This is a genomic window from Arenimonas oryziterrae DSM 21050 = YC6267, from assembly GCF_000420545.1.
In the GTDB taxonomy this organism is placed as follows: domain Bacteria; phylum Pseudomonadota; class Gammaproteobacteria; order Xanthomonadales; family Xanthomonadaceae; genus Arenimonas; species Arenimonas oryziterrae.
In genome coordinates this window covers 923361-949539 of record NZ_ATVD01000001.1, presented here as the reverse complement: position 1 = coordinate 949539, position 26179 = coordinate 923361, and the positions used below count along the sequence as shown (strand labels likewise).

Genomic DNA, 26179 nt, shown 5'->3' with positions numbered 1-26179 from the left:
CTGCTGCGGGCACACCTGTGACGTTGCAGCACACCAGGGTCGCAAGATGCGGATAGCCGGTGCCCCAGGCACCGGCTAACCTGCCGCCATGAACACCGCCGCGCCCGACCCCCGTCTCGAACACGCCCGCCGTCTGCTCGACGCGGATGAGCTCACGCTCGATCAACTCGGTGCCGCCGTCGGCCTCAGCCCGACGCATCTGCAGCGTCGCTTCAAGGACGCGTTCGGCCTGAGTCCGGCCGAGTATCGCGCGCAGAAAAAACTCTCCCGCCTCAAGCACGAACTGCGCGGCCCCGGCGATGTCACGCGCGCGCTGTACGAAGCCGGCTACGGCTCGGCCAGTCGCGTCTACGAGGACGGCGCCGCGCGTCTGGGCATGTTGCCCGGCGCCTATCGGCGCGGCGGCGAAGGCCTGACGATTCACTGGTCGCCGATCGACACGCGTTTGGGCAAGGCCTTGATCGCCGCGACCGAGCGCGGGCTGTGCGCAATCGCGCTCGGCGACGACGAAGCCGCGCTGGAGGCCGAACTTCGCGACGAATTTCCGCAGGCGCAGATCGCGCGCGTGCAGGCCGGCCGCGACGATTTCCTCGCACCGCGCGTGCAGGCTGTCGCCGACCTGCTCGCTGGCAAGCGCGGGCAGGTGCCGATCGAGCTGATCGGCACCGCCTTCCAGCAGCGCGTGTGGGAAGCGCTGATGAAGATTCCGCGCGGCGAAACCCGCAGCTATGCCGAACTCGCCGCCCAGGTCGGCCAGCCGCGCGCGGCCCGTGCTGTTGCGCGTGCCTGCGCGCAGAACCGCCTGGCGGTGATCGTGCCCTGCCATCGCATCATTCGCGCCGACGGGTCGCTCGGCGGCTATCGCTGGGGCCTGCCCAGGAAGGATGCACTGTTGCGCGCAGAGAGCGGCAAAACGGCGCGACAACGCGGATAATTACCGCTTCCGATCGGGCGGCTGCGCTCAAGGACGACCATGAATTCCCCGCCTTCCGCCCCCGGCGCCAGCGCCGGCAAAGTCGCGATCGCTCTGCTGTCGGTGTACCTGGTCTGGGGGTCGACCTATCTGGCGATACGCGTCGGTCTTGAAGGCTATCCGCCCTTCCTGATGGGCGGCCTGCGTTTCGTCGCGGCCAGCCTGGTGTTCTACGCGTTCCTGCGCTGGCAGGGGCATGCCGCGCCGACGCGCGCGCAGTGGCGCAATGCCGCGGTCCTGGGTCTTTTCATGATGCTGCTCGGCAATGGCCTGGTGAATCTCGCGGAAAAGAACGTGTCGTCGGGACTGGCGGCGATCGCCGTCGCGTCGATGCCCTTGTGGGCCGGGTTGTTCGGCGCGCTCAAGGGCCGGCATCCGAGCCGCGGCGAATGGCTGGGCCTGGTCATCGGGTTTGCCGGCGTGGTCTGGCTCAATTTCGGCAGCGCGATGTCGGCGAACCTGGTCAGCATGATCGCGCTGATCATGGCGCCGGTGAGCTGGGCCTTCGGCTCTGTCTGGAGCCGCGACCGCGATCTGCCGGGCCCGTTCATGAGCACCGCGGCGCAGATGCTTTGCGGCGGTATCGCGATGCTGATCGTCGGCCTGGCGCTGGGTGAGCGCTTGTATGCAATGCCGGCGCTGAAGCCCACGCTTGCGGTCGGCTATCTCGCGGTGTTCGGCTCGATCATCGGTTTTTCCGCGTACGTGTGGCTGCTGCATCACGTGCGGCCGGCACTCGCCACCAGCTACGCCTACGTCAATCCGCCGATCGCGGTGTTGCTGGGCGCGCTGCTGCTGCACGAGAAAGTCGATGCCCACGTGATCGGCGCGATGGCCGTGATCCTGCTCGGCGTGATCATCATCACGCGGGCGAAGGCGCGCTGAGCGATCGGCGTTCGCCGCATCGGGCAAGAAAAAGGCCGGCTTTCGCCGGCCTCTTACGTCGTGGCAGCTGATCCAGTTCAGGCCGAACGCAGCGCCGTCGTCACCTGCATGCGCGCCGCGCGGATCGCCGGCAGCAGGCCGCCGATCAGGCCGATGATCAGGGCGATTTCCAGACCGGTCATCACCAGGCCCCAGCTGACCTTGAACGCGAAGATGACCTGCGTGAAGCTCGCGCCCAGGGTCGATACCGACAGATTGTCGAACATCGCCCAGGCGATGAATGCACCTATCATGCCGCCGATGCCGGCCAGCACGATCGCCTCGATCATCACCGAAACCAGCACCGGGAACGCACCGAAGCCGATCGCACGCAGGGTGGCGATCTCGCGGGTGCGGGTGGCGACGGCGGCGTACATCGTGTTCAAGGCCGCGAAAATCGCGCCCAGGCCCATGATCGAGGTCACGAATCCGGCCAGGATCGTGATCATCATGCGGAAATTCTTGCTCTGCGAACTGTAGTACGCCTGTTCCTGCAGGACGTCGACCTGCACGCGCGGGTCCGACGTGAGCGCCGCCTTGAGCGTGTCGAGCGCCGCCGGCGACTCGAGTCCGACGCGCATCGCACTGAAGCTGTTGCCGCGGTTGAACGCCGATTGCGCGGACCCGGCATCGGCCCAGATCTCGCTGTCATTGGCGTCGCCGGCGGCAAAGTGGCCGACCACCTTCCACTCGGAGCCGCGCATGCGGATGGTCTGGCCCAGGCCGACGCCGTCGTACTGCTGCACGATACCGGCGCCGACGATCAGTTCACGCAGGCCCGGGGTGAACTTGCGGCCGGCGACGATCTTCAACTGCGGGCGCAACTCGAACGACGCGGCCTCGACACCACGCAGCGTCACGTTGGCGCCGTTGACCTTTTCGCCTTTTTTCATCAGCTCGGCGATCACCATCAGTTCGCCCGAGGCCAGCGGCTTGCCGTCGGCACCCTTGCGGATGCCGGGGCCAAGGCGAACGAGATTGGCGGTGTCGCCACCGATGCCGGAATTGAGTTCGGCACCGGAGCCGCCACGCAGGATGATCGCGCTGTCGGTGCGACCCGTGTCCTTGAGCGTCGTCTGGAAGCCCTGCGCCATCGCGAGCAACGCAGTGAACACCGCGACGACGCCGGCCAGGCCGATGATGATGACCAAAGACGGGCCCCAGCGCTGCGGCACGCTGAGCAGGTTGAGGCGGGTGATGGCAAAGATCTGGCTGAGCATGTCAAAGCATCCTTGGTAATGGGGGTCCGGTCAGCGGCGCGCCGTGAGCGCGCTCAGCGACCGGCCAGGGCGTCGACGATCTTCAGGCGCCGCGCCCGCAAGGCCGGCATCAGGCCCACGATGAGGCTGAGCACCACGATCGCGATGACACCGGCGATCCAGACGCGCCAATCGATCGCGAACGGCATCATCGGACTGGCCTTGGCCATCGCCCCGCCCAGCAAGGTCGCCAGCGTCAGGCCGATCAGGCCGCCGAGTGCGCACATCGCGGTGGTCTCGGCCATCACGAAGCCGAGCACGGCGTTGTCCGAAAAGCCCAGGGTCTTGAGCACGGCGAATTGCGGCACGCGTTCGCGCACGCTTTGCGCCATCGTGTTGCCGACCACCAGCAGCAGGGTGAAGAACACCGCGAACAGGATCCAGCGCACGATCAGGCCGATATCGCCGAGCTGCTTGAGGAAGCCGGCCTGGAAATCCTTTTCGGTCTGCGTCTTGGTCTCGTCGGAGGAGTTCTCGTAACGCTTGTCGACGGTGGTCGCCACCGACTGCGCCATGTTCGGATCCTGCAGGCGCAGGACGAAAATGCCGGCCAGGCCGCTGCCGAACTGCGAAGCCTCGGAGAAATAGGCGTGGTTGACGTACATGCCGCCGGCCGTCTGCGCCTGCCACTCGGCGTCCTTGCCGTCGTAGATGCCGACCAGGTCGAAGTCCCAGGTCATGTTGCGGTTCTTCTGCGGGAAGATCGTCGACTGGATCGGCAGCTTGTCGCCGACTTTCCAGCCGTATTTTTCGGCCAGCTTGCGCCCGACGATGATTCCGGTCCGGGTATTGGCAAAGGCCTTCCACTGCGCCTCGGGCATGACCCACTCGGGATACACGTCGTGCAGGCGTTGCGGCTCGACGGCGAACGCGAAGATCTGCGTGTCTTCGCGGAACTTTGCGCCGAACCATTGCTGGTACATCACGCGCTGCACGCCAGGCACGGCGTCCATCTCGGGCACCATGCGCATCGGCAGCGACGTGGTGAAGGAAATCCGCGATTGCGTGACCAGACGCGTCGCGCCGACGAAATCGCCGCCGCTGCTGAACGCCTGGTTGAGCGATTGCAGCAGGCCAAACAGGATGAAGGCCACGATGATCGACGCCAGCGTCAGCAAGGTGCGCGTCTTCTTGTGGAACAGGTTGGCGAGGATGAATCCGATGCGGGTCATGGCGCCTTCCTCAGTGAGCGGGTGCGTCGTCGACCAGCTGACCCTTGTCCAAATGCACCGTGCGACTGGCGAACTCGGCGGCCTTGGGATCGTGCGTCACCATGATGATGGTCTTGCCGTGCTCGCGGTTGAGCACCTGCAGCAGCCCGAGGATTTCGTCCGCAGTCTTGCGGTCTAGGTCGCCGGTGGGTTCATCGCAGACCAGCAGGGTCGGGTCGGTGACCAGGGCGCGCGCGATCGCGACGCGTTGTTCCTGGCCGCCGGACAATTCGCTGGGCTTGTGCGAGCCGCGATCGGCCAGACCCACCAGCGTCAGCGCGACCTGCGCACGCTTGGCGCGTTCGGCGCCGCCCATCTTGGTCAGCAGCAGGGGCAGCTCGACGTTCTTGAGTGCGCTCAGAACCGGCAGCAGGTTGTAGAACTGGAACACGAATCCGACATGCTCGGCGCGCCATTTCGCCAGCTCGCCGCCCTTGAACTGGTCGATGCGCTTGCCATCGACGCTGACGCTGCCGCCGCTGGGCGTGTCGAGACCGCCGATCAGATTGAGCAAGGTCGTCTTGCCCGAACCCGAAGGCCCCATCAGCGCGACGAAATCACCGCGCGGAATCTCGAGGTCGATGCCGTGCAGCACTTCGACGGTCTGTTTGCCGCGGGTGTAGTTCTTGGTTAGCTGACGGATCGTTACCAGGGAATCGGACATGGTCGCCTCGTTCGTTAAAGCGGGTTCGTGACTGGATCAGTTCGTGGCGACGGCGACGCGTGCGCCGTCAGTGAGTTCGCTCTTCGGCGAAAGCACCACCTGTTCGCCGACGGCCAGGCCGCGGGTGACGCGGCGGTTGCCGTCGCGGGTTTCGCCGGCGGTGACTTCGCGCTGTTGCGCGCGCCCATCCACCACCACGAAGACGATCGTCTTGCCGTCGCGATCGACGATGGCATCGGCAGGCACCGCGACACCGGTGATCGGCGGCGGTGCGCCGGCCGCCTTGGCCTTGTTGGGATCTTCGAGGAAGGACACGCGCACGCCCATGTCGGGCACGATGCGCGGGTCTTTCGACTTCAGCGCGATGCGCACCTTGACCGTGGCCTTGGCGCGGTCGGCGGTCGGCACGATCGCGATGACCTCGGCCGGAATCTTCCAGTCCGGATAGGCGTTGAGCACCGCTTCGACCGGCATTTTCGGCTGCACGCGGCCGATGTAGGCCTCGTTGACGTCGACCTGAACTTCCAGCGAATCCATGTCCACCAGCGTGCCCACGCCGGTGCGGATCGAGCCGCCGCCGCCGGAGATCGGCGAGATCATCTCGCCCGGCTGTGCGGCCTTGTCGACGATCACGCCGGCGAATGGCGCGCGGATGATGGTGTTTTCCGCATCCAGGTTGGCGATGGCCAGGCGATCGCGCGCCACCGTCACGCCGCGCTGCAAGGCGTCCAGGCGCGCGGCGGTGGAATCGTGTTCGGCGATCGCGGCATCGAGCGCGGACGCCGCGACGAGTTTCTTCGCGGCCAGTTCGCGCTGGCGCTGCAGGTTGCGCTCGGACAGGCGCAGCTGCGCCTGGCCATCGGCGAGCTGCGACTGCGCCGACGCGAGCTGCGAACGTGCCAGCGTGGTCTGCGCATCGGCGTCGGCACGCTCGAGCGTGGCCAGGATCTGGCCCTGTTCGACGCGCTGGCCTTCTTCGATGTTCACCTCGTGGACCTTGCCGGTGATCTTCGACGACACCGTCGCGATGCGGCGTGCGGTGACGTAACCGGAGGCGTCGAGTACGGAGGCGCTGCCGCCGCTGCCGCTCGTCTGCGCGGTCGCCAGCGCGGTCTTCACTTCGATCGGCTTGCTGCGGGTGAAGAACATCACCGCGGCCACCAGCACGAGGACGGCGATCACCGCGATCACGATCCAGCGCAGGCCATTGCCCGATGACGGGGCCGGCGCGGAGCGGTCGATACGCAGTTCGTTCAACAATTCATTGGGGCGGGACATGAACACTCCGGTGGTTCCGCATCGGCGGACAGGGGGCGCGACAGCGTGGCGAGTCTGGACGAACCGGCACCAAGATCCTCGTGCCGGAAGTCAGATTGTGAGACTCGGCGCCGATCCCGGCCTGCGAACCTGGCGCCCAGCGTGCCGGAGCGCATTCTTTCACGGAAGTGCGCCGCGTCATCACCCCGGCGTGACGCTTGTCATCCGCTCGGTGTGTGCCGCGCGAATCATGCGCCGGGATAGCGCGCCTTGAGCAGGGCGAAGGCGGCGCGCAAGCCCTGGGCTTCGCCGCCCGCGGGCTTGCCGGGGCGCTCGCCGTCGTTCCAGGCGTACACATCGATATGTGCCCAGGGCAGGCCTTCGGGCACGAACCGCTCCAGGTACAGCGCGGCGGTAATCGCACCGCCCAGGCGCGAGGCGCCGGCATTGGCGAGATCGGCGATGTTGGACTTGAGCATGCTCAGGTACGGACGCCACAGCGGCATACGCCACAGGCGGTCGCGTGCACGCTCGCCGGCGTGCAGGTAGTCGGCGGCCAGGCTTTCATCGTTGCAGAACAGCGCCGGCAGATCCGGGCCCAGCGCGATACGCGCCGCGCCGGTGAGGGTGGCGAAGTCGAGGATCAGTTCGGGTTTTTTCTCGGCGGCATAGGTCAGCGCATCGCAGAGCACGACGCGACCTTCGGCATCGGTATTGTCGATTTCCACGCTCAGGCCCTGACGCGTGGCGATGACCTCACCGGGACGGAAGGCATTGGGACCGATCGCGTTTTCGACCGCAGGCACGAGCAGGGTCAGGCGCACCGGCAGCTTGCGCGACATAACCAATTGCGCCAAAGCGAGTGCATGCGCGGAACCGCCCATGTCCTTTTTCATGTTGCGCATGCCGTCGGCGGTCTTGATGTCCAGACCGCCGGTGTCGAAGCACACGCCCTTGCCGACGATCGCGACATGCGGATGCGCCGCATCGCCCCAGCTCAACTCGATCAGGCGCGGCGCGCGGTGACTGGCGCGGCCGACGGCGTGGATCGCCGGAAAATTCTGCTTGAGCAAGGCCTCGCCGACGATCGTGTTCACCTGGCCGCCGTAGGCCTGGGCGAGGCGGATCGCGACGGCCTCGAGTTCTTCCGGGCCCATGTGCTCGGTCGGCGTGTTCACCAGATCGCGCACGAGCGTGCTGGCTTTGAGCAGGGCGAACGCTTCGGCGCTTTCGATCGCCGCGTCCTCGAGCACGAGTTTGGCCATCGCGCGCGGCGTTTTCAGATAGCGCTCGAAACGATACGCGCCCAAACCCCAGCCCAGCAGCACCAGGGCGATGTCGAGTTTCACCGGCGCGTCGGCGGCGAGACGGTAGGTGCCGGCCGGCAGCAGGCTTGGTAGATGCGCGAGCGCGAGCGGATCGGCGCTGTCGGCGACGCCGACGATGACCGACTGCGGTTTCCCGTCCGTGCCCGGCAGGGTCAGGAAGCTGCCCGCGCTGGCGTTGAAGCCGTGACCATCGAGCCAGGCGCGGATCGCCGGCGACTGCGCTTCCCGCCAGCTCGATAGCGAGGCGCGGTCCAGGGCGATCAGCGCGCGCGCATCGGCGGCTTCCGTGGCGGGAACGAAACAGGACGGCAGGCTCATGCGGTTTCCGGAAGGGAATGGTGCGCGTCCAGCCAGTCGGCCAGCGCGGCAAGGGTCGTGAATTCGAGATCGGGTCGCGGCAAGTGATCGGGCCAGGTTTCTTCGCGGCGGTTGATCCAGCAACTGCGGATGCCGGCGCGTGCGGCGCCGGCGATGTCGAGCAGCGGATCGTCGCCGATGTGCAGCAGCTGGTCCGGACTCACGCCCAGTTTCGTGCAAGTCGCGTGAAAGATCGGTGCATCGGGCTTGGCATGGCCTTCGCCGCGCGCCGAGACATACACCGCGAAATGCCCGGCGATGCCGATGCGCGCGAGGTCGGCATTGCCATTGGTCAGCGCCGCGATCGGATAGCGCGCGGCCAGACGTTCGAGCGCGGCAAGCGCGTCGGGATAGAAATCGATGCGGTTGCGATGGCTGTAGAAAGCCTCGAATGCCTCGTCGGCGTGGCCCTGGTCGTCGCCGGAATCGCGCAGCGCATGTTCCAGCGACAGCTTGCGCTGGCGGGTGAAATCATGGGCGTATTCGGGATAGTCGGCGGCGATGCGTTCGCGCAGTTCGCGCATCGCCACGATCGGATATTTCGCGGCGGTGCGCGGGCAACGTTCGCTCAGGAAGGCGTGCAGGGCTAGCTCGGCACGTTCGATGGCCGGCCAGATCGGCCACAGGGTGTCGTCGAGGTCGAGGCTCAGGGCGCGTGGTACGAAATCCATCCCGCAACTTTACCCTTTCTTGTGTGAGCGGGCCTGGGGGCGCGGGCTCGCGCTTACTCGATGACGCGGGCCCAGCCTTCCCAGCCGTCGACGCGCTCGCTGAGGATCTTGAAGCAGGCCAGCATCGGCACGGCCAGCAGCAGGCCGGCAATACCCCACAGCCAGCCCCAGAGCATCAGCCACAGCAGCATGACCAGGGGCGAGATCGCCATGCGCCGGCCCAGCACGATCGGCGTGACCAACTGCGATTCCAGCGCGTGCAGGCCCAGGAAAATCGCCGGCGGCAGCAGCATGCGCTGGGGCTCGTCGAACGCGACCACACCGACCACGCCCAACGCCAGCACGCCGCTGAGCGGCCCGACATAGGGCGCGTAATTCAGCAGCGCGGCGACGGTGCCCCAGAGCAGCGCATCGGTCAGGCTCAGGCCGAGCCAGTACAGGGCGCCGGTGAGCAGCAGGCCGAGCACGATGTTGATCACGGTGATGGTCAGCACGTAGTTCGAGACGTCAGCCTCGATCGTGCGCAGGATGTCGGTCGTGAGGTTTTTCTTCTGGCGATCGGGCAGCAGCGAGATCGCCTGTCGTTGCAGTCCCGCGCCGTAGACCAGGAAAAAATAGCTCAGCAGGACCACCGCGCCCAGGGTCGCCAGCAACTGCGGTGCCTTGGCGATCGCACCCCACAGGTTGGGCGCATGCGGTTTGTCGGCGGTCACGGCGGCCGGGGCCGGTGCCGCGCCGGCGGCATTGGCGATCGAGGCGGCGGCCTTGTTCGCCTGTTCGACCTGCAGGGTGATCGCACGCAGTTTCGGCGCGACCTGCTTGAGCGCCGTCGGCGCCTGCCGGACCCAGTCCGCGGCCGGCGCGACCAGCAGGCTGGCCAGGAAGATCGTCATCGCCAGGCCGCCGAACACCACGGCCAACGCACCCAGCCAGCGCGGAATCCACAGCTTGCGCAGGCGGGTCACCAGGGGGTTGGCGATCAGCGCCAGGAACATCGCCAGCATGATCGGAATGAGCAGGTCGCGGGCCAGCCAGCAGGTGGCCAGGACCGCGATCAGGGCCAGGACGCGCAGCGAGGCCGGACCCTGGGCCGCGTGCGTTTCCTCGCTCGCGGGTGCGCTGGTCGCCGCGGGAGGCGGCTCGGCGGAGGGCGGAAGATCGGTCGTGGCGGGCTCGGTCATCGCGCAAGCATAGAGCAAGCCTGGTGATGCGGCTGTCGCCGGGCCGGGCGGCCACGTTTGCCGCGCCGCGCCTTGGTGCTAGCGTAGGCGCGGGGACAAGGATTGGGGAATCGGATGTCTGATATCGAAAGTGCGGCCATGCCGCGCCGACCGGGGCTGATCGCGCGTTTTCTGGCGATGCCGACCGGGGTTCTGTTGCGTCGACTGCTGCTGACCGCCCTCGTGCTGGCCGTGCTCGCAGTGATCGCGTTCTCGTTGTTCGTGCTCTGGCCCACGCGCGGCATTCCCGCGGCCGAGCCGGTCGACGACTACGTCTATCTCGACCAGGGCTGGGGCCGCGGCGCGGCCAGCGCCGATCGCCAGGCGTACTACTACACGCCGCAGGGTACGACCCTGCCGCAGGGCCAGGCCCTGTATCCGATGCGCTACAGCTGGTTCGTGAATCTCGAGCTGCCCTTCAGCGAACAGCGCTTCGCCGATCCCGAACACCTGCGCCGCTATCGCTTCATCGTCGACCCGCAGCCGACGCCGGCCAATCCCGACCAGCTGCCGGTCGGCTTCGCGCGCCACTACGAAGCCGCGCTTGGCGAAAACGTGCTCGACATCACCTGCGCGGCCTGCCACACCGGCGAGATCCACGCGCAGAAAAACGGCCGTCGCGTCGCCATCCGCATCGACGGCGGCCAGGCGATGCATGCGTTCACCAGCATGGAACGCGGTGCCTTCGGTCCGACCCTGATCGCCTCGATGACCGAAACGCTCGCCAATCCGGTGAAGTTCAACCGCTTCGCGCGCCGCGTGATCGGTCCGCGCTATCCGCAGGGGCGTTCGCAACTGCGCACGGCGCTGCGGCAGTCGCTGGTCGCACTGGTGAGCCAGGGCCAGAACAATCCGCTGCGCCAGCTGTATCCGGTGCGCGAGGGTTTCGGCCGCACCGACGCGCTCGGCCGCATCGCCAACACCGTGTTCGGCGATCACCTGGTGTCGAAGAACTATGCCGACGCAACTGCGCCGGTGAGTTATCCGTACCTGTGGAACATCTGGAAATTCGACTGGGTGCAGTACAACGGCTCGGTGCGCCAGCCGCTCGCGCGCAACATCGGCGAGGCGCTCGGCGTCGGCGCGGTGCTGCGCATGACCGACACCTATGGCAATCCGCTGCCGGCCGGCCGCCGTTTCGACAGCTCGGTCATGATCGGCAACCTCGACCGCATCGAGCACACGCTGCAGCGCCTGAAGCCGCCGCCGTGGCCCGAGGACCTGCTCGGCCACGTCGACGCCGCGCGCGCCGCGCGTGGCCAGGCCCTGTTCGAAGAACGCTGCCAAGGCTGTCACGGCCCGCACGTCGCCAGCGCCGCGCAGCAGCAGGCCGGGTCGCCGCTCAAGAGCGCGGCCGGCGAGGAATGGATCATCGAGGTGATTCCGCTCGCGCATATCGGCACCGATCCCGCCGCCGCGACCGCGTTCATCGAACGCCGTTTCGACGTCTCGGCCACGGGCCTGACGCCGAAGGAAGTGCATGAGGTGTTCTGGCCGCTGCTCACGCGCGATCTCGCGCGCGACGTGCGCTATCGCCTGCGCAGTGTCATCGACGGCCGTCAGGCCAAGGCCGAAGACGTCGGCCGCTTGCCGGCACTGTTGCTGGCCTATCCCGATCCCGATGCCAACGCCACGCCGTCCCTGCCCGAGGCCGCCTTGGCCGAGATCGCTGCGGAACTGCAGACGCTCGGCATCGATTCGCAGGCCAACGCCACGCATCCGCCGAACGATGATTTCCAGTGCCAGCTCGCCTGCCAGCAGCAGTGGCTGTCCTGGGACCTGCACGGCGCCGACGACTACATCGACCGCCAGATCGCCGCGTTGGACCTGCGCAAACTGCGCGAAGGCGAAGGCCTGAACCTGCTCGGCCTGCTGATCAAGTCCAAGTACTACCGCGACAACGGCATCGACTATCCGACCCAGCAATGCCTGGAAGGCTTCGGCGCGCTCGACCTGCCGCAGCAGATCGCCGGCTACAAGCCGCGGCCGCTGCAGGGCGTGTGGGCGACGCCGCCGTTCCTGCACAACGGTTCGGTACCAAGCATCTACCAGATGCTGTTGCCGCCGGAAAAACGCAGCGTGCGTTTCTTCGTCGGTCGTCGCGATTACGACGCCAAGCACCTGGGCTTCCTCACCGAGCCGGCCGATCCCGACGAGAAAGACGGCTTCTGGCTCGACACCACGCAGGCGGGCAATCGCAATACCGGCCATGCCTTCGTCGCCAGCCCGAAACAATGGCAGGCGCATCTGGCCAATCCGCGCCTGCATCCCTTGCCGCCGGGTGTGATCGGTCCGCTGTTCACCGATGCGCAGCGTTTCGAGCTGCTCGAATACCTCAAGGTGCATCAGGACCTGCCGGCGACCCCGGCCGATTTCGCCAGCCCCGATTGCGGCCTGCCGGTGGGCTCGCGATGAGCGGCGGCGATGCCGGCGCGGCGCATCCGCTGCACAGCGGCGACTTCGACACGATCCGTGCCGAGGAAGCGGCCTGGCTCGCGCAGCGCCGCACGGCGCAAGGCTTGCCGGCCCCGGCGGGCGATGAAGTCGGTCTGTCGTTTTCCGGCGGCGGCATCCGTTCGGCGGTGTTCAATCTGGGCGTGATCGAAGCGCTGGAATCGCGTGGCCTGATGTCGCGCGTGGACTATCTGAGTTCGGTGTCCGGCGGCGGTTACATCGCCGGCGCGTACAGCTGGCTGCGCGCGCAGCTCGATGCGGCGCAGCCCGACACCTTCGGCACGCCGCTCGCCGATGGCGGCGGCACGGCGCTCGACTGGTTCCGGCGCCACGTGCAATACCTCATCGCCGAACGCGGCTTCTCGATGTGGACCCTACTCGCGTCGATCGGCGCGGCGGTGTTCCTCAACCTGCTGGTCGTCGTCGCACCGCTGATCCTGATCACCGACGTAATGACCCTGGGCTTCATCGGCGTGCCCTGGCCGGCGCTGAGCACGGACCTGCCGATGCCCAGCCATCACGAAGGCTATCTGCTGCTGCTCGGTGCGGCGGGCATGTGTTTCGCGCTGTGGCCGTTCGCGGCGCTGCGCTTTGCCTGGATCGCGACACGACAGGGACTGTCCAGCTCCGGTCGCGTCGACAGCGCGCGCATCGGCCTGGGTCTGTTGCCGATGTTCGGCACGATGTTCCTGCTGGTCGGTTCCATCCCGGTCGTCGCGCACTGGCTCGATCACTGGCTGATGCAGGCGGCGCCGACGTTGACCGGCGGCGGGGGCCCGCTGACCTCGCTCGGTGCGATCGCTTCGGGTGCCGCGGCGTTCTGGCGTGGCCAGGTGCGGCGCACGATCGGCGGCGATCGCCTGGCGATGATCGGCCTCGCGTTTCTGGTGTACGGCCTGTTCGTGTTCGCGTATTCGGTCGCCGAGCACATCGACACCCTGCATTCGCCGGTGTTCCTCGGGTTTCTCGCGCTGTCGCTGCTGCTGGGCGTGTTCTGCAATCTCAACGCGATCTCCATCCACGGCTATTACCGCGACCGCCTGCGCCAGGCGCTGATGCCGGCGACCGCCGCCGCGCCGAAGGCCGATGCCTACGGCTTTCGCAACGACGACATCACGCCGACCACCGGTGCGCCCCTGCATCTGGTCTGCGCGACGCTCAATACCCGTACCTCGCCCGACGAACGCCGGCGCAGTCGCGAAGGCGATTGCTTCAGCTTTTCGCCGCTGCACTACGGCAGCAGTGCGACTGGTTGGGCGGACGCGCGTACGAACCGCAATTTCGACGCGCGCCTGGCGACCTCGATCGCGATCGCCGGCGCCGCGGTCGATCCCGATTCGCCGATGACGCGCAACCGGCCCCTGTCGATCCTCATGGCGATGTTCAACCTGCGCCTGGGCTACTGGGGCTTCAATCCGAACCCGGACGCGCGCCGCGCGCTGCCGATTCCGCGTTGGTGGATGCGCATCGGCCGCGAGATCACCGGCCTGCACCTGGACGAGCGCTGGCGCGACATCCATCTGTCCGACGGCGGCCAGTTCGAGAATCTCGGCCTGTACGAACTTATCCGTCGGCGCCTGCCGTACCTGATCGCGATCGATGCCGGGTCCGATCCGGACTACAGCTACGCGGACCTGGGCAATGCGATCGAGCGCGTGCGCGTGGATTTCGGCGCCGAGATCCAGCTGGCGTTTTCGCCCGACGATCCGCCGCGGCCCTGGCGTCTGGGACAGGTGCGTTATGCCGACGGCACGCGCGGTCGCCTGCTGTACTTCAAACCCTGCCTGCACGGCGCGGTCAGCGTCGATGTCATCGCCTACCAGCGCCGCAGCCCGAGCTTTCCGAACGAGCCGACCAGCAACCAGTTTTTCTGCGAGGCGCAGTTCGAGGCGTATCGCTGGCTGGCGCGCGAGACCGTGCGCGCGGCCTCGCCCAATCGCGAGATCGGGTCGGTCGCCGATTGGTTCGATGCGCTCGAAGCCGCGCAGGACGCCTGGCCCGTCGCGGCCGCGCATGCGCCGACGGTGGCCTGAGCAGGCCACCGTGACCGGCGCGTCGTCGCCGGCTTACAGCGTCTTCAGATATTCCAGCAGGTCCGCGCGCGCTGCCGCGTCGAGCGTGGTGCCGTACACGTGCCCGGCATTGCTGTTGCCGGTGAGCGCGGTGTCGAACGCGCTCGCCGGCGCGCCCTCGGCCTTGAGCACATAGCCGACGCCAACCGGGTCGTATTCGCGTTGGCCGACATCGAAGGCGGTCGGCCGCTGCGCGGGCGGCAGCAGCAAGGACGCGAGGTTGGGCACCGAGCCATTGTGCAGATACGGCGCACTGGCCCAGATGCCGTCGAGCGGTCGCGCCTTGTAATGGTTCGGGTGCTGGTCGATGCCGGCTTTGATCGTGCGGTGATAACCGACGACGGCGTCCTTCACCGCCGCGAGCGGATGCCGCATCGTCGCGCCGATCGCGGCGTGCACGACGACATCGATGCTGCGCGCCTTCGGTCCGAACACCGGACCGGCGAGCAGGGCCTGCTTGCGTCCCTGCAGCACGCCGGTTTTGACTTCGCCGCGCAGGAAGTTCTGCACCATGCGCGGGTCGGTGCCGATGTCCTGCAGCGGCACCAGGGTGGTCGGCAGCTGGCGTTTGCGGTCGCTGCGATCGGACAGGGCATGGCAGGACTGGCATTGCGCGGCATAGATCGTCGCGCCGCGCGCGACCTTGGTCGCATCGGGCGTGCCGAAGATCGCGTTCGGCCATTGCGGCGACTGCAGCTGGTAGAAACGATCCTGGATCGCGCCGAGATCGGAAAAATTCACGCCCGAGGGGTAACCGCCGAGCGGGCCCTTGTGCAGATCGACCGTGCCGTACACCGCCAGCGCGGTCGTGACGTTCTGCAGCAGCGGTCCGGGGCCGGCGTTCGGCGCCGAGCCGTTCCACTGCACGACATCCAGATGCGAGGCCGACCACAGCGCCGGAAAACTCACCGGCGCATCCGGGGGCCGCGCGTTTTCCGGAATACCCAGGCCGGTGACTGCGACCGCGTTGAAGATCTGTCCGAAGGCATCGAGGCGGCCGTGGCCGTAGTCGATGTCGGTCTCGTTGATGCGATGGGTCGTGTCGATGATCTGGGTGAGGCGGATCAATTGGTTCTGCAGAGCCAGGCGGGCATTGCCGGTGGCGCCGAGCGCGTTCGCGAAGCGGTCGAATTTTTCCGGGTCGGTCGCGGTCGCGCTGAGGCTGGCGATGAGCTCGGCTTCGAAATGGGTGAAATCCAGCAGGCCGGGGCCGCCGTCGATGCGCAACTCTTTGCCCTGGTAGTGCACTTCGCCGGTGTGGCAGGCCGCGCAGCCCAGGCCGACCCAGGACTGGCCGTCGCTGCCCCTCGTCGGTGCGAAGCCGACCGGATAGCCGCCGGGGTTTTTCGCCGACGCGGGCGCGGGCAGGAAACCGAGGCGGCCGAGATTCGTGTCGCTGGCGAAGCGTTCGGTGGAATCGGGTTTCTCCAGCAGGGCCAGCCAGCGATACGGCATCAGCTGCGAACCGAACGAGCTGAACCACGCGGTTTCGCGCGTGCCCGCCGACCAGCCCTGGTCCATGAGCACCAGGCCGGGTTCTTCGGGACCCACCGGCTTCGGGGTCGGTGGGGCGTCGGGCGTCTTGTGGCAGGCGCTCGCGAGCGCCAGCGCGGACAACAGCAATGCCGAGCGGGCCGGCCGTCCCTTGATTTCCATGTGTTTCCCCCGAAGACGGCCAACAATTTCACACCGCGGTCGGTTGTGGCAAGCTCAGCGGCGATCCGGGGATGTGCTGGCCACAGCAGCGCACAGATCACCTTGCCGATGCGGGAAACCTAGCCTCATGCGCAAACCGATGTCGTTGCCGTTCCGTGCCGGCCTGCTGCTGGTGCTGTGGTGGGCGCTGAGTACGGCGTGCCTGGCGCAGCCCGCGATCACCATCGACGATTTTTTCTCCGAGATGCCGGCCGCGCCGGCGATGACCCTGTTCGAGGACGCGAGCGCGAAACTGCCGTTCGAACAGGTGCGCGACCACGCGACCTTCGTGCCGGTCGGCACGCGCAACACCAGTTTCGGTTTTAGCAAGTCGGTGTGGTGGGTGCGCCTGGAGCTGCGCAACGCCACGACCACCGACCGCGAGGTCGCGCTGCGCCAGGACTATCCGCTGATCGACTACCTCGACCTGTGGTCGCAGGACGCCGCCGGGCAATGGCAGGTCATCCGCACGGGCGACCGCCTGCCGTTCGCCTCGCGCCCGATCGCCAACCGCGATTTCGTGTTTCCGCTGCGCATCGCCGCCGGGCAGACGCGCACGGTGTACCTGCGCTTCGAGACCTCCGGCTCGCTCAACATGGGCCTGACCCTGTCGAGTCCGCACCGCCTGCTGGAAACCATCAGCCTCGAACAGCTCGCCTACGGCTTCTACTTCGGCGGCTTCTGCGTGCTGTTTTTCTACAATCTTTTCATCTTCATCGCGGTGCGCGATCGCGCGTTCTTCTTCTACCTCGCGTACGCGGCCAGCTACGGTCTGTACTTCGGCGTGCATGACGGCCTGAGCTTCCAGTTCCTGTGGCCGGACAGTCCGCGCTGGGCGAACCAGTCCCTGCTCGTGCTGCTGTGCCTGTCGCTGCTCTCGGGCCTGCTGTTCACCCGGCACTTCCTGAGCACGCGCGAGCATTCGCCGCGCCTGGACCGCGCCGCATTCGCGCTGCAGATCCTCAGCCTGGTCGGCCTGGCGGCGTCGTTCGTGCTGCCGTACGCGGTGCTGATCCAGCCGGTGGCCTACGTCACCATCGCGGCCGTGTTCGTGATGATGGCCTTGGGCGTGATCGGCGTGATCCAGGGCTACCGGCCGGCGATCTATTTCATGCTCGCGTGGTTCGCGCTGCTGGTCGGCGTGCTGATCTACATGTTCAAGACCTTCGGCCTGCTGCCGCACAACCCGCTCACGCAGAACGGCTTCCAGGCCGGCGCCCTGCTCGAGATGGTGCTGCTGTCGCTCGCCCTGGCCGCGCGCGTGAACGAGCTGCACCGGCAGACGCTGACCGACGCGCTGACCAGCCTGTCCAACCGTCGCTATTTCGACCGTCAGCTGGAGCTGTTCTTCGCGCATTCGCGCGAGGGCGCGGTCGCCCTGCTGGTCATCGACCTGGACCACTTCAAGCGCATCAACGACACCTACGGCCACGCGCGCGGCGACGAGGTGCTGGTCGAACTCAGCCGCCTGCTGCGCACGCAGGTGCCGGCGGGCGCGACGGTCTGCCGTTATGGCGGCGAAGAATTCTCGATCATCCTGCCGTCGTCGAGCCTGGCTGATGCGCAGCGTGTGGCCGGCAATATCCGCGCGGCGGTGGAGAAGCGCTTCGCCGGCCGCTTGCCGGTGACGGTGTCGATCGGCCTGGCGAGCACGGCCGAGCATCGGTTCATCAACGAAGCGGAGTTCTTCGAAGCGGCCGATGGCGCGCTGTATCGCGCGAAAGAACTGGGGCGGAATCGGGTCGAGACTTACGCGCCGGCGGCTTAAGGGCTGCCCTCACCCCGGCCCTCTCCCGCAAGCGGGAGAGGGAGTCGTCTGCCGCGGTGAGATTCCCTTCTCCCCACCGGGGAGAAGGTGCCCGCAGGGCGGATGAGGGGGTAGCTCTCAGCGCATCTCCAACTCACCCCGCGCGCTACCCCGCTGCAGCAGCAGGATCAATCGCTGCGGCGGCTGGCCCAGCTGGGCGCGGAACGCATTCATATCCTCGATGCCACGGCGGTTGATCGCCAGCACCAGGTCGCCCGGCGCGAGTTCGTTCTGCATCGCGCGGCTGCCGCGCGCGATCTTGCTCACGACCACGCCGCGCAGGCCTTCGCTGCGATAGCGCTCGGGCAATTCGCTGAAGCTCGCGCCGGTCAGGCGCGGGTCGATCTGCGCGCCGTCGATCTCGCGCGCCTGTGCTTTCAGCGTCGCCTGCACGGTCTGCGCCTTGCCATCGCGCAGCAGCTGCAGCGTGACCGGCAAACCGACCGGCAGCAGGCCCTCGAGATTGTGCAGGCCCTCGGCGCTGTCGATGCGCTGGCCATTGACCTGGGTGATCACGTCGCCCGGACGGATGCCCGCCGCGGCGGCCGGCGAGGTGTTGTACACGCGGTTGACCAGCGCGCCGCGCACATTCGCCAGCTTGAGCTGCTGCGCTGTCGCCGGCGTGATGTCGATGCTGTCCAGGCCCAGCGAGCCGCGGCGTACTTCGCCGTAGGCCATGAGCTGGCGCATGATTTCCTTGGCCAGGTTCGCCGGAATCGCGAAGCCGAGGCCAATGTTGCCCGCCGCGCTGCCCTGCGGATTGAAGCTCGCGGCATTGATGCCGATCAGCTGGCCGTTGAGGTTGACCAGCGCGCCGCCGGAATTGCCCGGATTGATCGAGGCATCGGTCTGGATGAAATTCTGGTAGCCGAAACCGGTCAGGCCGCTGCGGCCGACCGCCGACACGATGCCGCTGGTCACCGTCTGGCCCAGGCCGAACGGATTGCCGACGGCGACGACGAAATCGCCCACGCGCAGGCTGTTGGTGTCCGCGAGCGGCAGGGCGGTGAGGTTGGGCGCAGTGATGCGGATCACCGCGATGTCGGTGTCGGCGTCCGAGCCCACCGGCTGCGCTTCGAAGGTGCGGCCGTCGCTGAGCGTGACCGAGACCGCATCCGCGCCTTCGACGACATGGTTGTTGGTCAGGATCAGGCCGCGTGTCGCGTCGACGATGACGCCCGAACCCAGCGACTGCTGCACGCGTTCCTGCGGGAAGCGTCCGCCGCCGAAGAACTCGGCCATCGGGTTGCGCACGCGCACGACCTGCTTGGTGTAGATGTTCACGACCGCCGGGGTGACCTTTTCCAGCATCGGCGCCAGCGAGGGCACCGGCGAGCCGACCTGGGCCGGCAAGGCGGCTTCGGCGGGTGCGATCGCGGCGTCGGCGGCCGAGCCGGCGAATTCCCCGCCCGGGCTTTGCGCGATCGGTGCTTCGCCCGGTACGGCGGTCAGCAGGCGGGCGGTGACGCCGCCGCCGAGGGCGGCCAGCAGCAGGCAGGAGAAGGCGGTCAACTTGCGCATGAGGGCGGCTCGGGTCGGGGTCGGTGGGGTCGTTCAGACCAGCGTTGGGGCAGTCCCCGCCCCACGCAAGTTCGGATGCCCGGACGGGCCGTCCGGTTGCCGATGACGGCGAGCGACTATCCCAAGCCCCGATTGAACAGAAAGTTAAACCCGCCCGGCGGCACAACAGGGGAGGGCAGAATCGCTCACCGCGGCCCGGTTACGCAGGCCGCGGAAGAAGTCGGCCAAAACCGCAGGATATTCAGCTAACTGACTGATGTGAAAAGAGAATTCAGACCGGAAATCAGGTAAAATTTGTGGTTGACAGCACCCCGGACGGCGCGTAGTTTTGACCCCCGGCCCTCACCCAACATGTTGTGTGGGGAGCCCGGGGGAGGCCCCAAGCCTTGGGGTCCGGCATGAAGCCTGCACGACGCGACGAGCGCTACGGCATGGGTTTGAACCAGAGGACAGCTAGAACGCTTCGAGGCCCTGCCTCCCAGCGCGCTTACCTGTCTTTCGGGCCCCGGAAGTAGACCCCGGTCACAAACGCAATCACATACAACAACAAGCCCAGGCCAGGGCACCAGCGGAGGATTCAAGAACAATGAGCACGGTTCGCCTGGAGGCGGTAAAGAAGGAAGCAGGGACGGAGTCGGCGCAAGGCATTGCCATGCAGCCCGCGTCCTACGACATCTGGGATAAGAAGTACCGCCTCAAGACCAAAAAGGGCGAACCGGTCGATGCCACCATCGACGAGACCTACCAGCGCGTCGCCCGCGCCCTGTCGGACGCCGAAACCGGCACCGAGAAGCAGAAATACTGGTACGAGCGCTTCCTCTGGGCCCTGCGCCGCGGCGCGATCCCGGCCGGCCGCATCACCTCCAATGCCGGTGCCCTCGAGCACAAGCCCTCGACCTCGACGATCAACTGCACCGTCTCGGGCACGATCACCGACTCGATGGACGGCATCCTGGACAAGGTCCACGAAGCGGGCCTGACCCTGAAGGCCGGCTGCGGCATCGGCTATGAGTTCTCCACGCTGCGTCCGCGCGGCGCGTACGTCAGCGGCGCCGGTGCCTACACCAGCGGCCCGCTGAGCTTCATGGATATCTACGACAAGATGTGTTTCACCGTGTCCTCGGCCGGTGGTCGCCGCGGCGCGCAGATGGGTACCTTCGACGTCAGCCATCCGGACGTGAAGGAATTCATCGGCGCCAAGCGCGAAGACGGTCGTCTGCGTCAGTTCAATTTGTCCCTGCTCATCACCGACGAATTCATGGCTGCGGTCGAGAAAGACACCGACTGGCCGCTGGTTTTCCCGGTGAACATCAAAGAGAAAGACGAGGTCGATCTCAACGACCCGAAACAGGTGGTCTGGCGCGAATGGCCGACCACGGCCCCGTACGTGACCCGCGAAGACGGGCTCGTGGCCTGCAAGGTGTTCGGTCATATCCGCGCGCAGCAGTTGTGGAACCGCATCATGGCGTCGACCTACGACTTCGCCGAGCCCGGTTTCATCCTCATCGACCGCGTCAACGAGATGAACAACAACTGGTGGTGCGAAAACATCCGCGCGACCAACCCCTGCGGCGAGCAGCCGTTGCCGCCGTACGGCGCCTGCCTGCTCGGCTCGATCAACCTGACCACCTTCGTGCGCGACCCGTTCACCGACCAGGCGCGTTTCGACTGGGAGGAATACAAGGAAGTCGTGCGCGTGTTCACCCGCATGCTCGACAACGTCGTCGAAGTGAACGGCCTGCCGCTCGAGCAGCAGCGCCAGGAAATCATGCGCAAGCGCCGCCACGGCATGGGCTTCCTGGGCCTGGGTTCGACGGTGACGATGCTGAAGATGAAATACGGCTCGCCCGAGAGCTGCAGCTTCACCGAAGACGTGTCGCGCGAGATGGCGATCGCCGGTTGGGAAGTCGCGGTCTCGCTCGCCAAGGAAAAGGGCCCGGCCCCGATCATGGACGAGGACTTCACCGTCACCGCCGCAATGCTGCGCCAGCGCCCGGAGATGAAGGTCGACGGTTACAAGCTCGGCCACAAGATCAAGGGCCGCGTGCTGCACGCCAAGTACAGCCGCTACATGCAGCGGGTCGCCACCGTGGCGCCGGAGCTGGTCGAAGAGATCGCCGACGTGGGCGCGCGCTTCACCCACCACAGCTCGATCGCGCCCACGGGCACGATTTCGCTGAGCCTGGCCAACAATGCCTCCAACGGCATCGAGCCCAGCTTCGCGCACCATTACAGCCGCAACGTGATCCGCGAAGGCAAGAAGTCCAAGGAAAAGGTCGAGGTGTTCAGCTACGAGCTGCTCGCCTACCGCACCCTGGTCAATGCCGACGCGATGCCGTTCGCGACCGACGACAAGGGCCGCCTGCCCGACTATTTCATCTCGGCCGACGACATCACGCCGAAGGCGCACGTGGACATCCAGGCCGCCTCGCAGAAGTGGATCGACTCGTCGATCTCCAAGACCGCGAACGTGCCGACGGACTACCCGTACGAGGACTTCAAGGACATCTACATGTACGCCCACAAGCAGGGCTTGAAGGGCTGCACGACGTTCCGCTTCAACCCCGCCGCGTTCCAGGGCGTGCTGGTGAAGGAAGCGGACCTGGAGAACACGACCTACCGCTTCGAACTCGAAGACGGCACGATCGTGGAAGCCAAGGGCAACGAGGAAATCGAATACGACGGCGAGATGCACAGCGCCGCGAACCTGTTCGACGCCCTGAAAGAAGGCTACTACGGCAAATTCTGATGCACGTCGCCTTCGCCCCCACTCGTCGCACCCGATGACTCCCTCTCCCCACCGGGGAGAGGGCCGGGGTGAGGGGCAAGTGCGACACCCAAATTTTTGTGCGATAACCGCGACGCAATATCACTAAACGAGGAGTGACCAAATGAGCAACGGCAATGGGGTAAGCAAGACCCTGTCCAACGCCATGGACAGCGTCAGCGAAAAAGCCACCGAGATCGGCAACGCGATCGCCAAGAAGGCCAGCCCGGTCGTCAAGGCCGTCAAGAAGCGCACCGCCGCCGCCCGCAAGGCAGTCGCCAAGAAAGTATCGGAAGCCGAGAAGTCGCGCGCCGGCAAGGCCGTCAAGAAAGCCGTCGCCGGTGCCAAGAAGAAAGGCAGCGCCGCCGTGAAAGCCGTGAAGGCCCGCGTTGCCGCCGCCAAGAAGCCGGCCGCGAAGAAGAAGGCCGCACCAAAGAAAGCCGCCAAGAAAGCCGCACCGAAGAAAGCCGCCCGCAAGGCAGCTCCGAAGAAGGCCGCCCGCAAAGCCGCACCGAAAAAGGCCGCGAAGAAAGTCGCACGCCGCCCGGCGAAAAAGGCCGCAAAGAAGACCAGTCGCCGTAAATAACGCAATACCCCTCTCCCTCCGGGAGAGGGCAGGGTGAGGGCAGCTCCATTCGCCTCAGCCCAAAAAAGTTGCACCACCGAACCCCTCCACGGCAGCAGAGAGGGGCCGGACTAAAAACAAGCTGCCCCGACGAAAAAACCCGAGCCCTCCCCGTTCGCGGGGAGGGCGAGGGCCAAAAGAGTTAGCCAGGCAAAGCGTCCATCGCCGAATCCGCCCCTTCCTCGCGCCCACCCCGGCCGAGCGTCCGGATCCGGTGAGTCACCCGCAACAGCACGACGTCCCGGAAGGTCGTCGGCAACTAATAAAGCAAAGCCCAGGAGCACGGCCGATGGCCATCAAGATCACCAAGAAAATCAAGGGTTACAGCGTTCAGAAGCCGGAAGACAAGGCCCGCGAGACCGCTGGACCCATCGTTGTCGCGCCCACGCCCATCGCGTTGCCGAGCGCCGACATCATCCAGATGCACGAGAAGGTCGAGCGCCCCGAGGTGCTGATCGGCTCCACGTACAAGATCAAGTCGCCGCTGGTCGAGCACGCGATGTACGTCACCATCAACGACATCGTGCTCAACCACGGTACCGAGCACGAGCTGCGCCGTCCGTTCGAGGTGTTCATCAACTCCAAGAACATGGACCACTTCCAGTGGATCGTGGCCCTGACCCGCATCATGTCCGCCGTGTTCCGCAAGGGCGGCGACGTCACCTTCCTGGTCGACGAGATGAAGGCCGTGTTCGATCCGCGCGGTGGTTACTTCAAGTCGGGCGGCGTGTACATGCCGTCGATCGTTGCCGAGATCGGCTCGGTGGTTGAGGAACATCTCAAGTCGATCGGCATGATCGTCGACCCCGAGATGAGCGACGCCACCCGCGCGATGCTCGCCGAAAAGCGCGCCGCGTACGAGAACAAGTCAAAAAAAAAGCCTGACAACGAGTTGAGCGGCGACCTCGCCGGTGCCGGTGCCGACAGCGCGTCACGCGCTGACGAGGCGGTATCCGAAGCCGGCGAGGGCGCCTCTTTTCCCGCGACCGCCACCCTGTGCCACAAGTGCAATACCAAGGCGCTCGTGTTGATGGATGGGTGTCAGACTTGTTTGAATTGTGGGTATTCGAAGTGCGGGTGATTGCCCCGTACTTGTGACCAGAAAGGCGGCCTATTGGCCGCCTTTTCTTTGTAGAACAAATTCAGCGCAGCGCCTCCCGAATCAAACAATCGCCTCGCCAGCCGACCCCCTCTCCCCGCGCTGCGGGGAGAGGGTAGGGGTGAGGGGCGGCTCTCCAATTTCACGAGCCGCAACAGGGGTCAGAGAGATATTTCATAGTTGCGAAATCAGTGGTCAGAGTGGTATTTGATAGCCGCACTCTGACCACTGTTGTCGCCATATTCTCGTCAGTGCAGCCATCGCCCCGCTGCGATCCGTCGTTGGACTAGTTCTTTGAAGGCAGACGGATCAGGGGCTTGTCGGCGCCTGTGCCTTTGCTTATTGCAGAAAGCGCAAGCGGCGACAATGTTCTCTGAGAGGTCGCCACCGCCATCGCATCGGGCGAGTAAGTGTTCGGCCGTGCATTGACGCAACCGTGCCTTGTTTAACGGAATTGCCAGCTGCTTGGCAAATGCGGGCAGGTCCTGTAGCCACATCGGGTGATCGCAGTAATAGCAACGGCCGTGCTGTCCTTGGAACGCGGCAAAGCGTCGATTCACTAGTCTCTTGTTTGACATATCGAAGATCCATGAGAAAGAAAAATGGATCCCGATGCCCCTTAGGGTGCATGACGGGTACCAGTCGGCTTCTGCCGTACTGGCCCAACGACGCCGGCTAAGCCCAACGTCAGGCGGCCTATGCCGCAGACACCAGGGGTTCTATCCCGCCTGGCACGATGTCGGCAAACCGCCCGACATCTCCCGGTTGCTCTAAAGAGGTCCGGGTGGCAACGGGCTCAGCCCAGTCGCCCCAACTGCGCCGGATTTTCCGACGTTGTGCGAATTGAACCTCACTTCAATCGCGTTTGCAAATGGGGGCCGTTGACTGCTCCGCCGCCGAAAAAGCGGGCAGAGTAGTATTTCGAAATGGCACACTGAGTCCTGTCCTAGACCCCTGTTCCAGCGACCAGATTCGCGCTGCGGAATTGCCGTGTCTTTTCTTCCTGGCGAATTGCTCATTTGTTCCGCTTTAAATGGCATCGCCAGTAAACCTCTCATGAAGATTCAAAAAGGAAGGTTTATGAAAGCAACCACCATCGCTTACTCACTGGCTTGTCTGGGCTTTTTGTTCGCGCCGATCGTGCATTCCCAGTCAGAGACCGATCGCAGTCGCCAGGAAATCAGACAGGTATGCGCCGCCGAGTTCGCGGCCTATGAGGCCGGTCCGAAGGACGGGTTGACCGACAATGTCATCGGCATCTTGCCCACCCGAAGCGACGTGGAGATGCTTGCCCAACATCGCGGAGCCGCACTGCAGGCCATCACCGAGGGGAACGTGGCGCGTTCTGCCGGCTTGATTCGGGCCTGTGTTGCCGCGACACGAGGCTTCCAGGTGCAGAATGGCATTGGGAATCCGGACGGTGCTCGCGCCCACTGGATGATCTTTTCGAACGCACTGGCACGCGTGGAATCGAGAGCAAGGACCGAAAACGCCAGCCAGCGAACGTCGTCGCCCGTTGCTCCAGTCAGTCCGAGTCGGCCGACGGAAGAATCGGGTCAAACGAATGCCGCCGCGTGCTCGGAAGAGATTCAGAAGGTACAAATCAGCTCGCAGCAGTGGTCTGGTAGCAGCGATGACGTGGCCGCGAAGTTGGGGCAGTTCCAGAAGGCCTTGTTTGAGGGGCGATGCGCGGGCCACCCCGAGGCCGCGGCGTATATCGCCAGCGCCAACCGCATGATCGGGTATGGCGGCAATCCGGACGGCGCCGGAGGTGGGGTGTTGCCGCTGGCATCATCGGGCAATGCGACGGCATCACGCGATTCCAGTCGCACGCGTAAGGTTCATAACCCGGCCGCCGACGCCAAGTCCTGCACCGTCATTACCGGCAATGGACAGATGGCGGCCATCAGCACCCGCGGCGGCTGGCAACTGGCCAACCATTGCGGCGTGCCGATCGAGGCGTTCTGGTGTGTTGTCAGTCCGGACGGTCAATGCAAGAACGGGGGCACGTGGACCATTGGGGCGGGAAACTCGTGGTCGATCCAGGAAGGTGGTCAGGACCTGCGCTGGGGCGCCTGCAAAGGTCGCAACGGCGGCGGATTCGACGATGGCAGCAATGGTGAAAAGTACACCTGCCATCTGTTGAGTTGGAATTGAGGCGAGGTAGCGGTCGCAGGGCGATTTCCACATCGCGACTGTGGATTGCTCCGCAGAAACAGTAGAAACACTTCGCGAGGCGGGTCTTTACCGACTTGAGCGCTGTAACCTAGGGCTA

Annotated in this window: 19 protein-coding genes; 9 read left to right on the top strand and 10 right to left on the bottom strand. The window is 65.9% G+C overall.

Annotated elements, in window-relative coordinates; genetic code table 11:
- The first annotated feature begins 88 nt into the window (after window positions 1-88).
- Entirely contained in the window at window positions 89-934 is an 846-nt protein-coding gene (locus tag G467_RS15445; protein WP_022968578.1) for a methylated-DNA--[protein]-cysteine S-methyltransferase, read from the top strand.
- 39 nt (window positions 935-973) lie between these two features.
- Window positions 974-1858 carry a drug/metabolite exporter YedA gene (gene yedA, locus G467_RS0104685; protein WP_022968577.1) on the top strand — a complete coding sequence of 295 codons (885 nt, stop codon included), beginning with the start codon at window positions 974-976 and terminating at the stop codon, window positions 1856-1858.
- A gap of 77 nt (window positions 1859-1935) precedes the next feature.
- Here yedA and G467_RS0104680 read toward each other — a convergent pair whose 3' ends face one another.
- The 7 genes from G467_RS0104680 to G467_RS0104650 all read right to left on the bottom strand — a co-directional run bounded on the left by G467_RS0104680 (window position 1936) and on the right by G467_RS0104650 (window position 9825).
- The gene (locus G467_RS0104680; RefSeq protein ID WP_022968576.1) at window positions 1936-3117 is read right to left on the bottom strand and encodes an ABC transporter permease; all 1182 of its coding nucleotides are present in this window, start codon (window positions 3115-3117) and stop codon (window positions 1936-1938) included.
- A 53-nt stretch (window positions 3118-3170) separates the two neighbouring features.
- Entirely contained in the window at window positions 3171-4328 is a 1158-nt protein-coding gene (locus G467_RS0104675) for an ABC transporter permease (protein ID WP_022968575.1), read from the bottom strand.
- Window positions 4329-4338: 10 nt separating this feature from the next.
- Window positions 4339-5031 carry an ABC transporter ATP-binding protein gene (locus G467_RS0104670; RefSeq protein WP_022968574.1) on the bottom strand — a complete coding sequence of 231 codons (693 nt, stop codon included), beginning with the start codon at window positions 5029-5031 and terminating at the stop codon, window positions 4339-4341.
- A 36-nt stretch (window positions 5032-5067) separates the two neighbouring features.
- A complete protein-coding gene (locus G467_RS0104665; RefSeq protein ID WP_022968573.1) occupies window positions 5068-6309 on the bottom strand; it encodes an efflux RND transporter periplasmic adaptor subunit in 1242 nt (413 codons plus the stop codon).
- A 227-nt stretch (window positions 6310-6536) separates the two neighbouring features.
- Complete coding sequence (locus G467_RS0104660; protein ID WP_022968572.1) at window positions 6537-7934, bottom strand: leucyl aminopeptidase family protein; 1398 nt, start codon at window positions 7932-7934, stop codon at window positions 6537-6539.
- Window positions 7931-8644 carry an HAD family hydrolase gene (locus G467_RS0104655; protein ID WP_022968571.1) on the bottom strand — a complete coding sequence of 238 codons (714 nt, stop codon included), beginning with the start codon at window positions 8642-8644 and terminating at the stop codon, window positions 7931-7933. Before G467_RS0104655 ends, G467_RS0104660 begins: the two co-directional genes overlap by 4 nt.
- Before the next feature lie 53 nt (window positions 8645-8697).
- Entirely contained in the window at window positions 8698-9825 is a 1128-nt protein-coding gene (locus G467_RS0104650) for an AI-2E family transporter (protein ID WP_022968570.1), read from the bottom strand.
- Between the two features lie 114 nt (window positions 9826-9939).
- On the opposite strand from G467_RS0104650, the gene G467_RS0104645 reads away from it, so the two are divergent.
- Window positions 9940-12279, top strand: coding sequence for a c-type cytochrome (locus G467_RS0104645; RefSeq protein ID WP_022968569.1), 2340 nt, complete (start codon window positions 9940-9942; stop codon window positions 12277-12279).
- The gene (locus G467_RS18240) at window positions 12276-14351 is read left to right on the top strand and encodes a patatin-like phospholipase domain-containing protein (RefSeq protein WP_022968568.1); all 2076 of its coding nucleotides are present in this window, start codon (window positions 12276-12278) and stop codon (window positions 14349-14351) included. Before G467_RS0104645 ends, G467_RS18240 begins: the two co-directional genes overlap by 4 nt.
- Before the next feature lie 33 nt (window positions 14352-14384).
- Here G467_RS18240 and G467_RS0104635 read toward each other — a convergent pair whose 3' ends face one another.
- Window positions 14385-16046 carry a di-heme-cytochrome C peroxidase gene (locus G467_RS0104635; protein WP_022968567.1) on the bottom strand — a complete coding sequence of 554 codons (1662 nt, stop codon included), beginning with the start codon at window positions 16044-16046 and terminating at the stop codon, window positions 14385-14387.
- 127 nt (window positions 16047-16173) lie between these two features.
- Between G467_RS0104635 and G467_RS18000 the strand changes: the two genes are divergently transcribed.
- Complete coding sequence (locus tag G467_RS18000) at window positions 16174-17853, top strand: diguanylate cyclase (RefSeq protein ID WP_022968566.1); 1680 nt, start codon at window positions 16174-16176, stop codon at window positions 17851-17853.
- A gap of 117 nt (window positions 17854-17970) precedes the next feature.
- Here G467_RS18000 and G467_RS0104625 read toward each other — a convergent pair whose 3' ends face one another.
- Entirely contained in the window at window positions 17971-19413 is a 1443-nt protein-coding gene (locus G467_RS0104625) for a Do family serine endopeptidase (protein ID WP_022968565.1), read from the bottom strand.
- A gap of 586 nt (window positions 19414-19999) precedes the next feature.
- Between G467_RS0104625 and G467_RS0104620 the strand changes: the two genes are divergently transcribed.
- From G467_RS0104620 to G467_RS0104610, 3 genes are all read left to right on the top strand, one after another.
- Entirely contained in the window at window positions 20000-22162 is a 2163-nt protein-coding gene (locus G467_RS0104620; protein ID WP_022968564.1) for an adenosylcobalamin-dependent ribonucleoside-diphosphate reductase, read from the top strand.
- Window positions 22163-22304: 142 nt separating this feature from the next.
- Window positions 22305-22766: a hypothetical protein gene (locus G467_RS15435; RefSeq protein WP_022968563.1), complete on the top strand. Its 462-nt coding sequence runs from the start codon at window positions 22305-22307 to the stop codon at window positions 22764-22766.
- A gap of 328 nt (window positions 22767-23094) precedes the next feature.
- Entirely contained in the window at window positions 23095-23886 is a 792-nt protein-coding gene (locus G467_RS0104610; protein WP_022968562.1) for a TSCPD domain-containing protein, read from the top strand.
- A 266-nt stretch (window positions 23887-24152) separates the two neighbouring features.
- Here G467_RS0104610 and G467_RS18440 read toward each other — a convergent pair whose 3' ends face one another.
- Window positions 24153-24401 (bottom strand): HNH endonuclease signature motif containing protein, encoded by a 249-nt coding sequence (locus tag G467_RS18440; protein ID WP_342663004.1) that lies wholly within the window; start codon window positions 24399-24401, stop codon window positions 24153-24155.
- Window positions 24402-24894: 493 nt separating this feature from the next.
- Here G467_RS18440 and G467_RS0104605 point away from each other — a divergent pair, with 493 nt between their 5' ends.
- Window positions 24895-26061: a hypothetical protein gene (locus G467_RS0104605; protein ID WP_155844825.1), complete on the top strand. Its 1167-nt coding sequence runs from the start codon at window positions 24895-24897 to the stop codon at window positions 26059-26061.
- Window positions 26062-26179: the final 118 nt, after the last annotated feature.

Coding starts and splice junctions, on each gene's coding strand:
- G467_RS0104680 (WP_022968576.1), bottom strand. CDS start 3,117: ATGCTCAGCCAGATCTTTGCCATCACCCGCCTCAACCTGCTCAGCGTG.
- G467_RS15435 (WP_022968563.1), top strand. CDS start 22,305: ATGAGCAACGGCAATGGGGTAAGCAAGACCCTGTCCAACGCCATGGAC.
- G467_RS0104625 (WP_022968565.1), bottom strand. CDS start 19,413: ATGCGCAAGTTGACCGCCTTCTCCTGCCTGCTGCTGGCCGCCCTCGGC.
- G467_RS0104610 (WP_022968562.1), top strand. CDS start 23,095: ATGGCCATCAAGATCACCAAGAAAATCAAGGGTTACAGCGTTCAGAAG.
- G467_RS0104620 (WP_022968564.1), top strand. CDS start 20,000: ATGAGCACGGTTCGCCTGGAGGCGGTAAAGAAGGAAGCAGGGACGGAG.
- G467_RS0104670 (WP_022968574.1), bottom strand. CDS start 5,031: ATGTCCGATTCCCTGGTAACGATCCGTCAGCTAACCAAGAACTACACC.
- G467_RS0104655 (WP_022968571.1), bottom strand. CDS start 8,644: ATGGATTTCGTACCACGCGCCCTGAGCCTCGACCTCGACGACACCCTG.
- G467_RS0104650 (WP_022968570.1), bottom strand. CDS start 9,825: ATGACCGAGCCCGCCACGACCGATCTTCCGCCCTCCGCCGAGCCGCCT.
- yedA (WP_022968577.1), top strand. CDS start 974: ATGAATTCCCCGCCTTCCGCCCCCGGCGCCAGCGCCGGCAAAGTCGCG.
- G467_RS18240 (WP_022968568.1), top strand. CDS start 12,276: ATGAGCGGCGGCGATGCCGGCGCGGCGCATCCGCTGCACAGCGGCGAC.
- G467_RS15445 (WP_022968578.1), top strand. CDS start 89: ATGAACACCGCCGCGCCCGACCCCCGTCTCGAACACGCCCGCCGTCTG.
- G467_RS18000 (WP_022968566.1), top strand. CDS start 16,174: ATGCGCAAACCGATGTCGTTGCCGTTCCGTGCCGGCCTGCTGCTGGTG.
- G467_RS0104645 (WP_022968569.1), top strand. CDS start 9,940: ATGTCTGATATCGAAAGTGCGGCCATGCCGCGCCGACCGGGGCTGATC.
- G467_RS0104665 (WP_022968573.1), bottom strand. CDS start 6,309: ATGTCCCGCCCCAATGAATTGTTGAACGAACTGCGTATCGACCGCTCC.
- G467_RS0104675 (WP_022968575.1), bottom strand. CDS start 4,328: ATGACCCGCATCGGATTCATCCTCGCCAACCTGTTCCACAAGAAGACG.
- G467_RS0104660 (WP_022968572.1), bottom strand. CDS start 7,934: ATGAGCCTGCCGTCCTGTTTCGTTCCCGCCACGGAAGCCGCCGATGCG.
- G467_RS18440 (WP_342663004.1), bottom strand. CDS start 24,401: ATGTGGCTACAGGACCTGCCCGCATTTGCCAAGCAGCTGGCAATTCCG.
- G467_RS0104635 (WP_022968567.1), bottom strand. CDS start 16,046: ATGGAAATCAAGGGACGGCCGGCCCGCTCGGCATTGCTGTTGTCCGCG.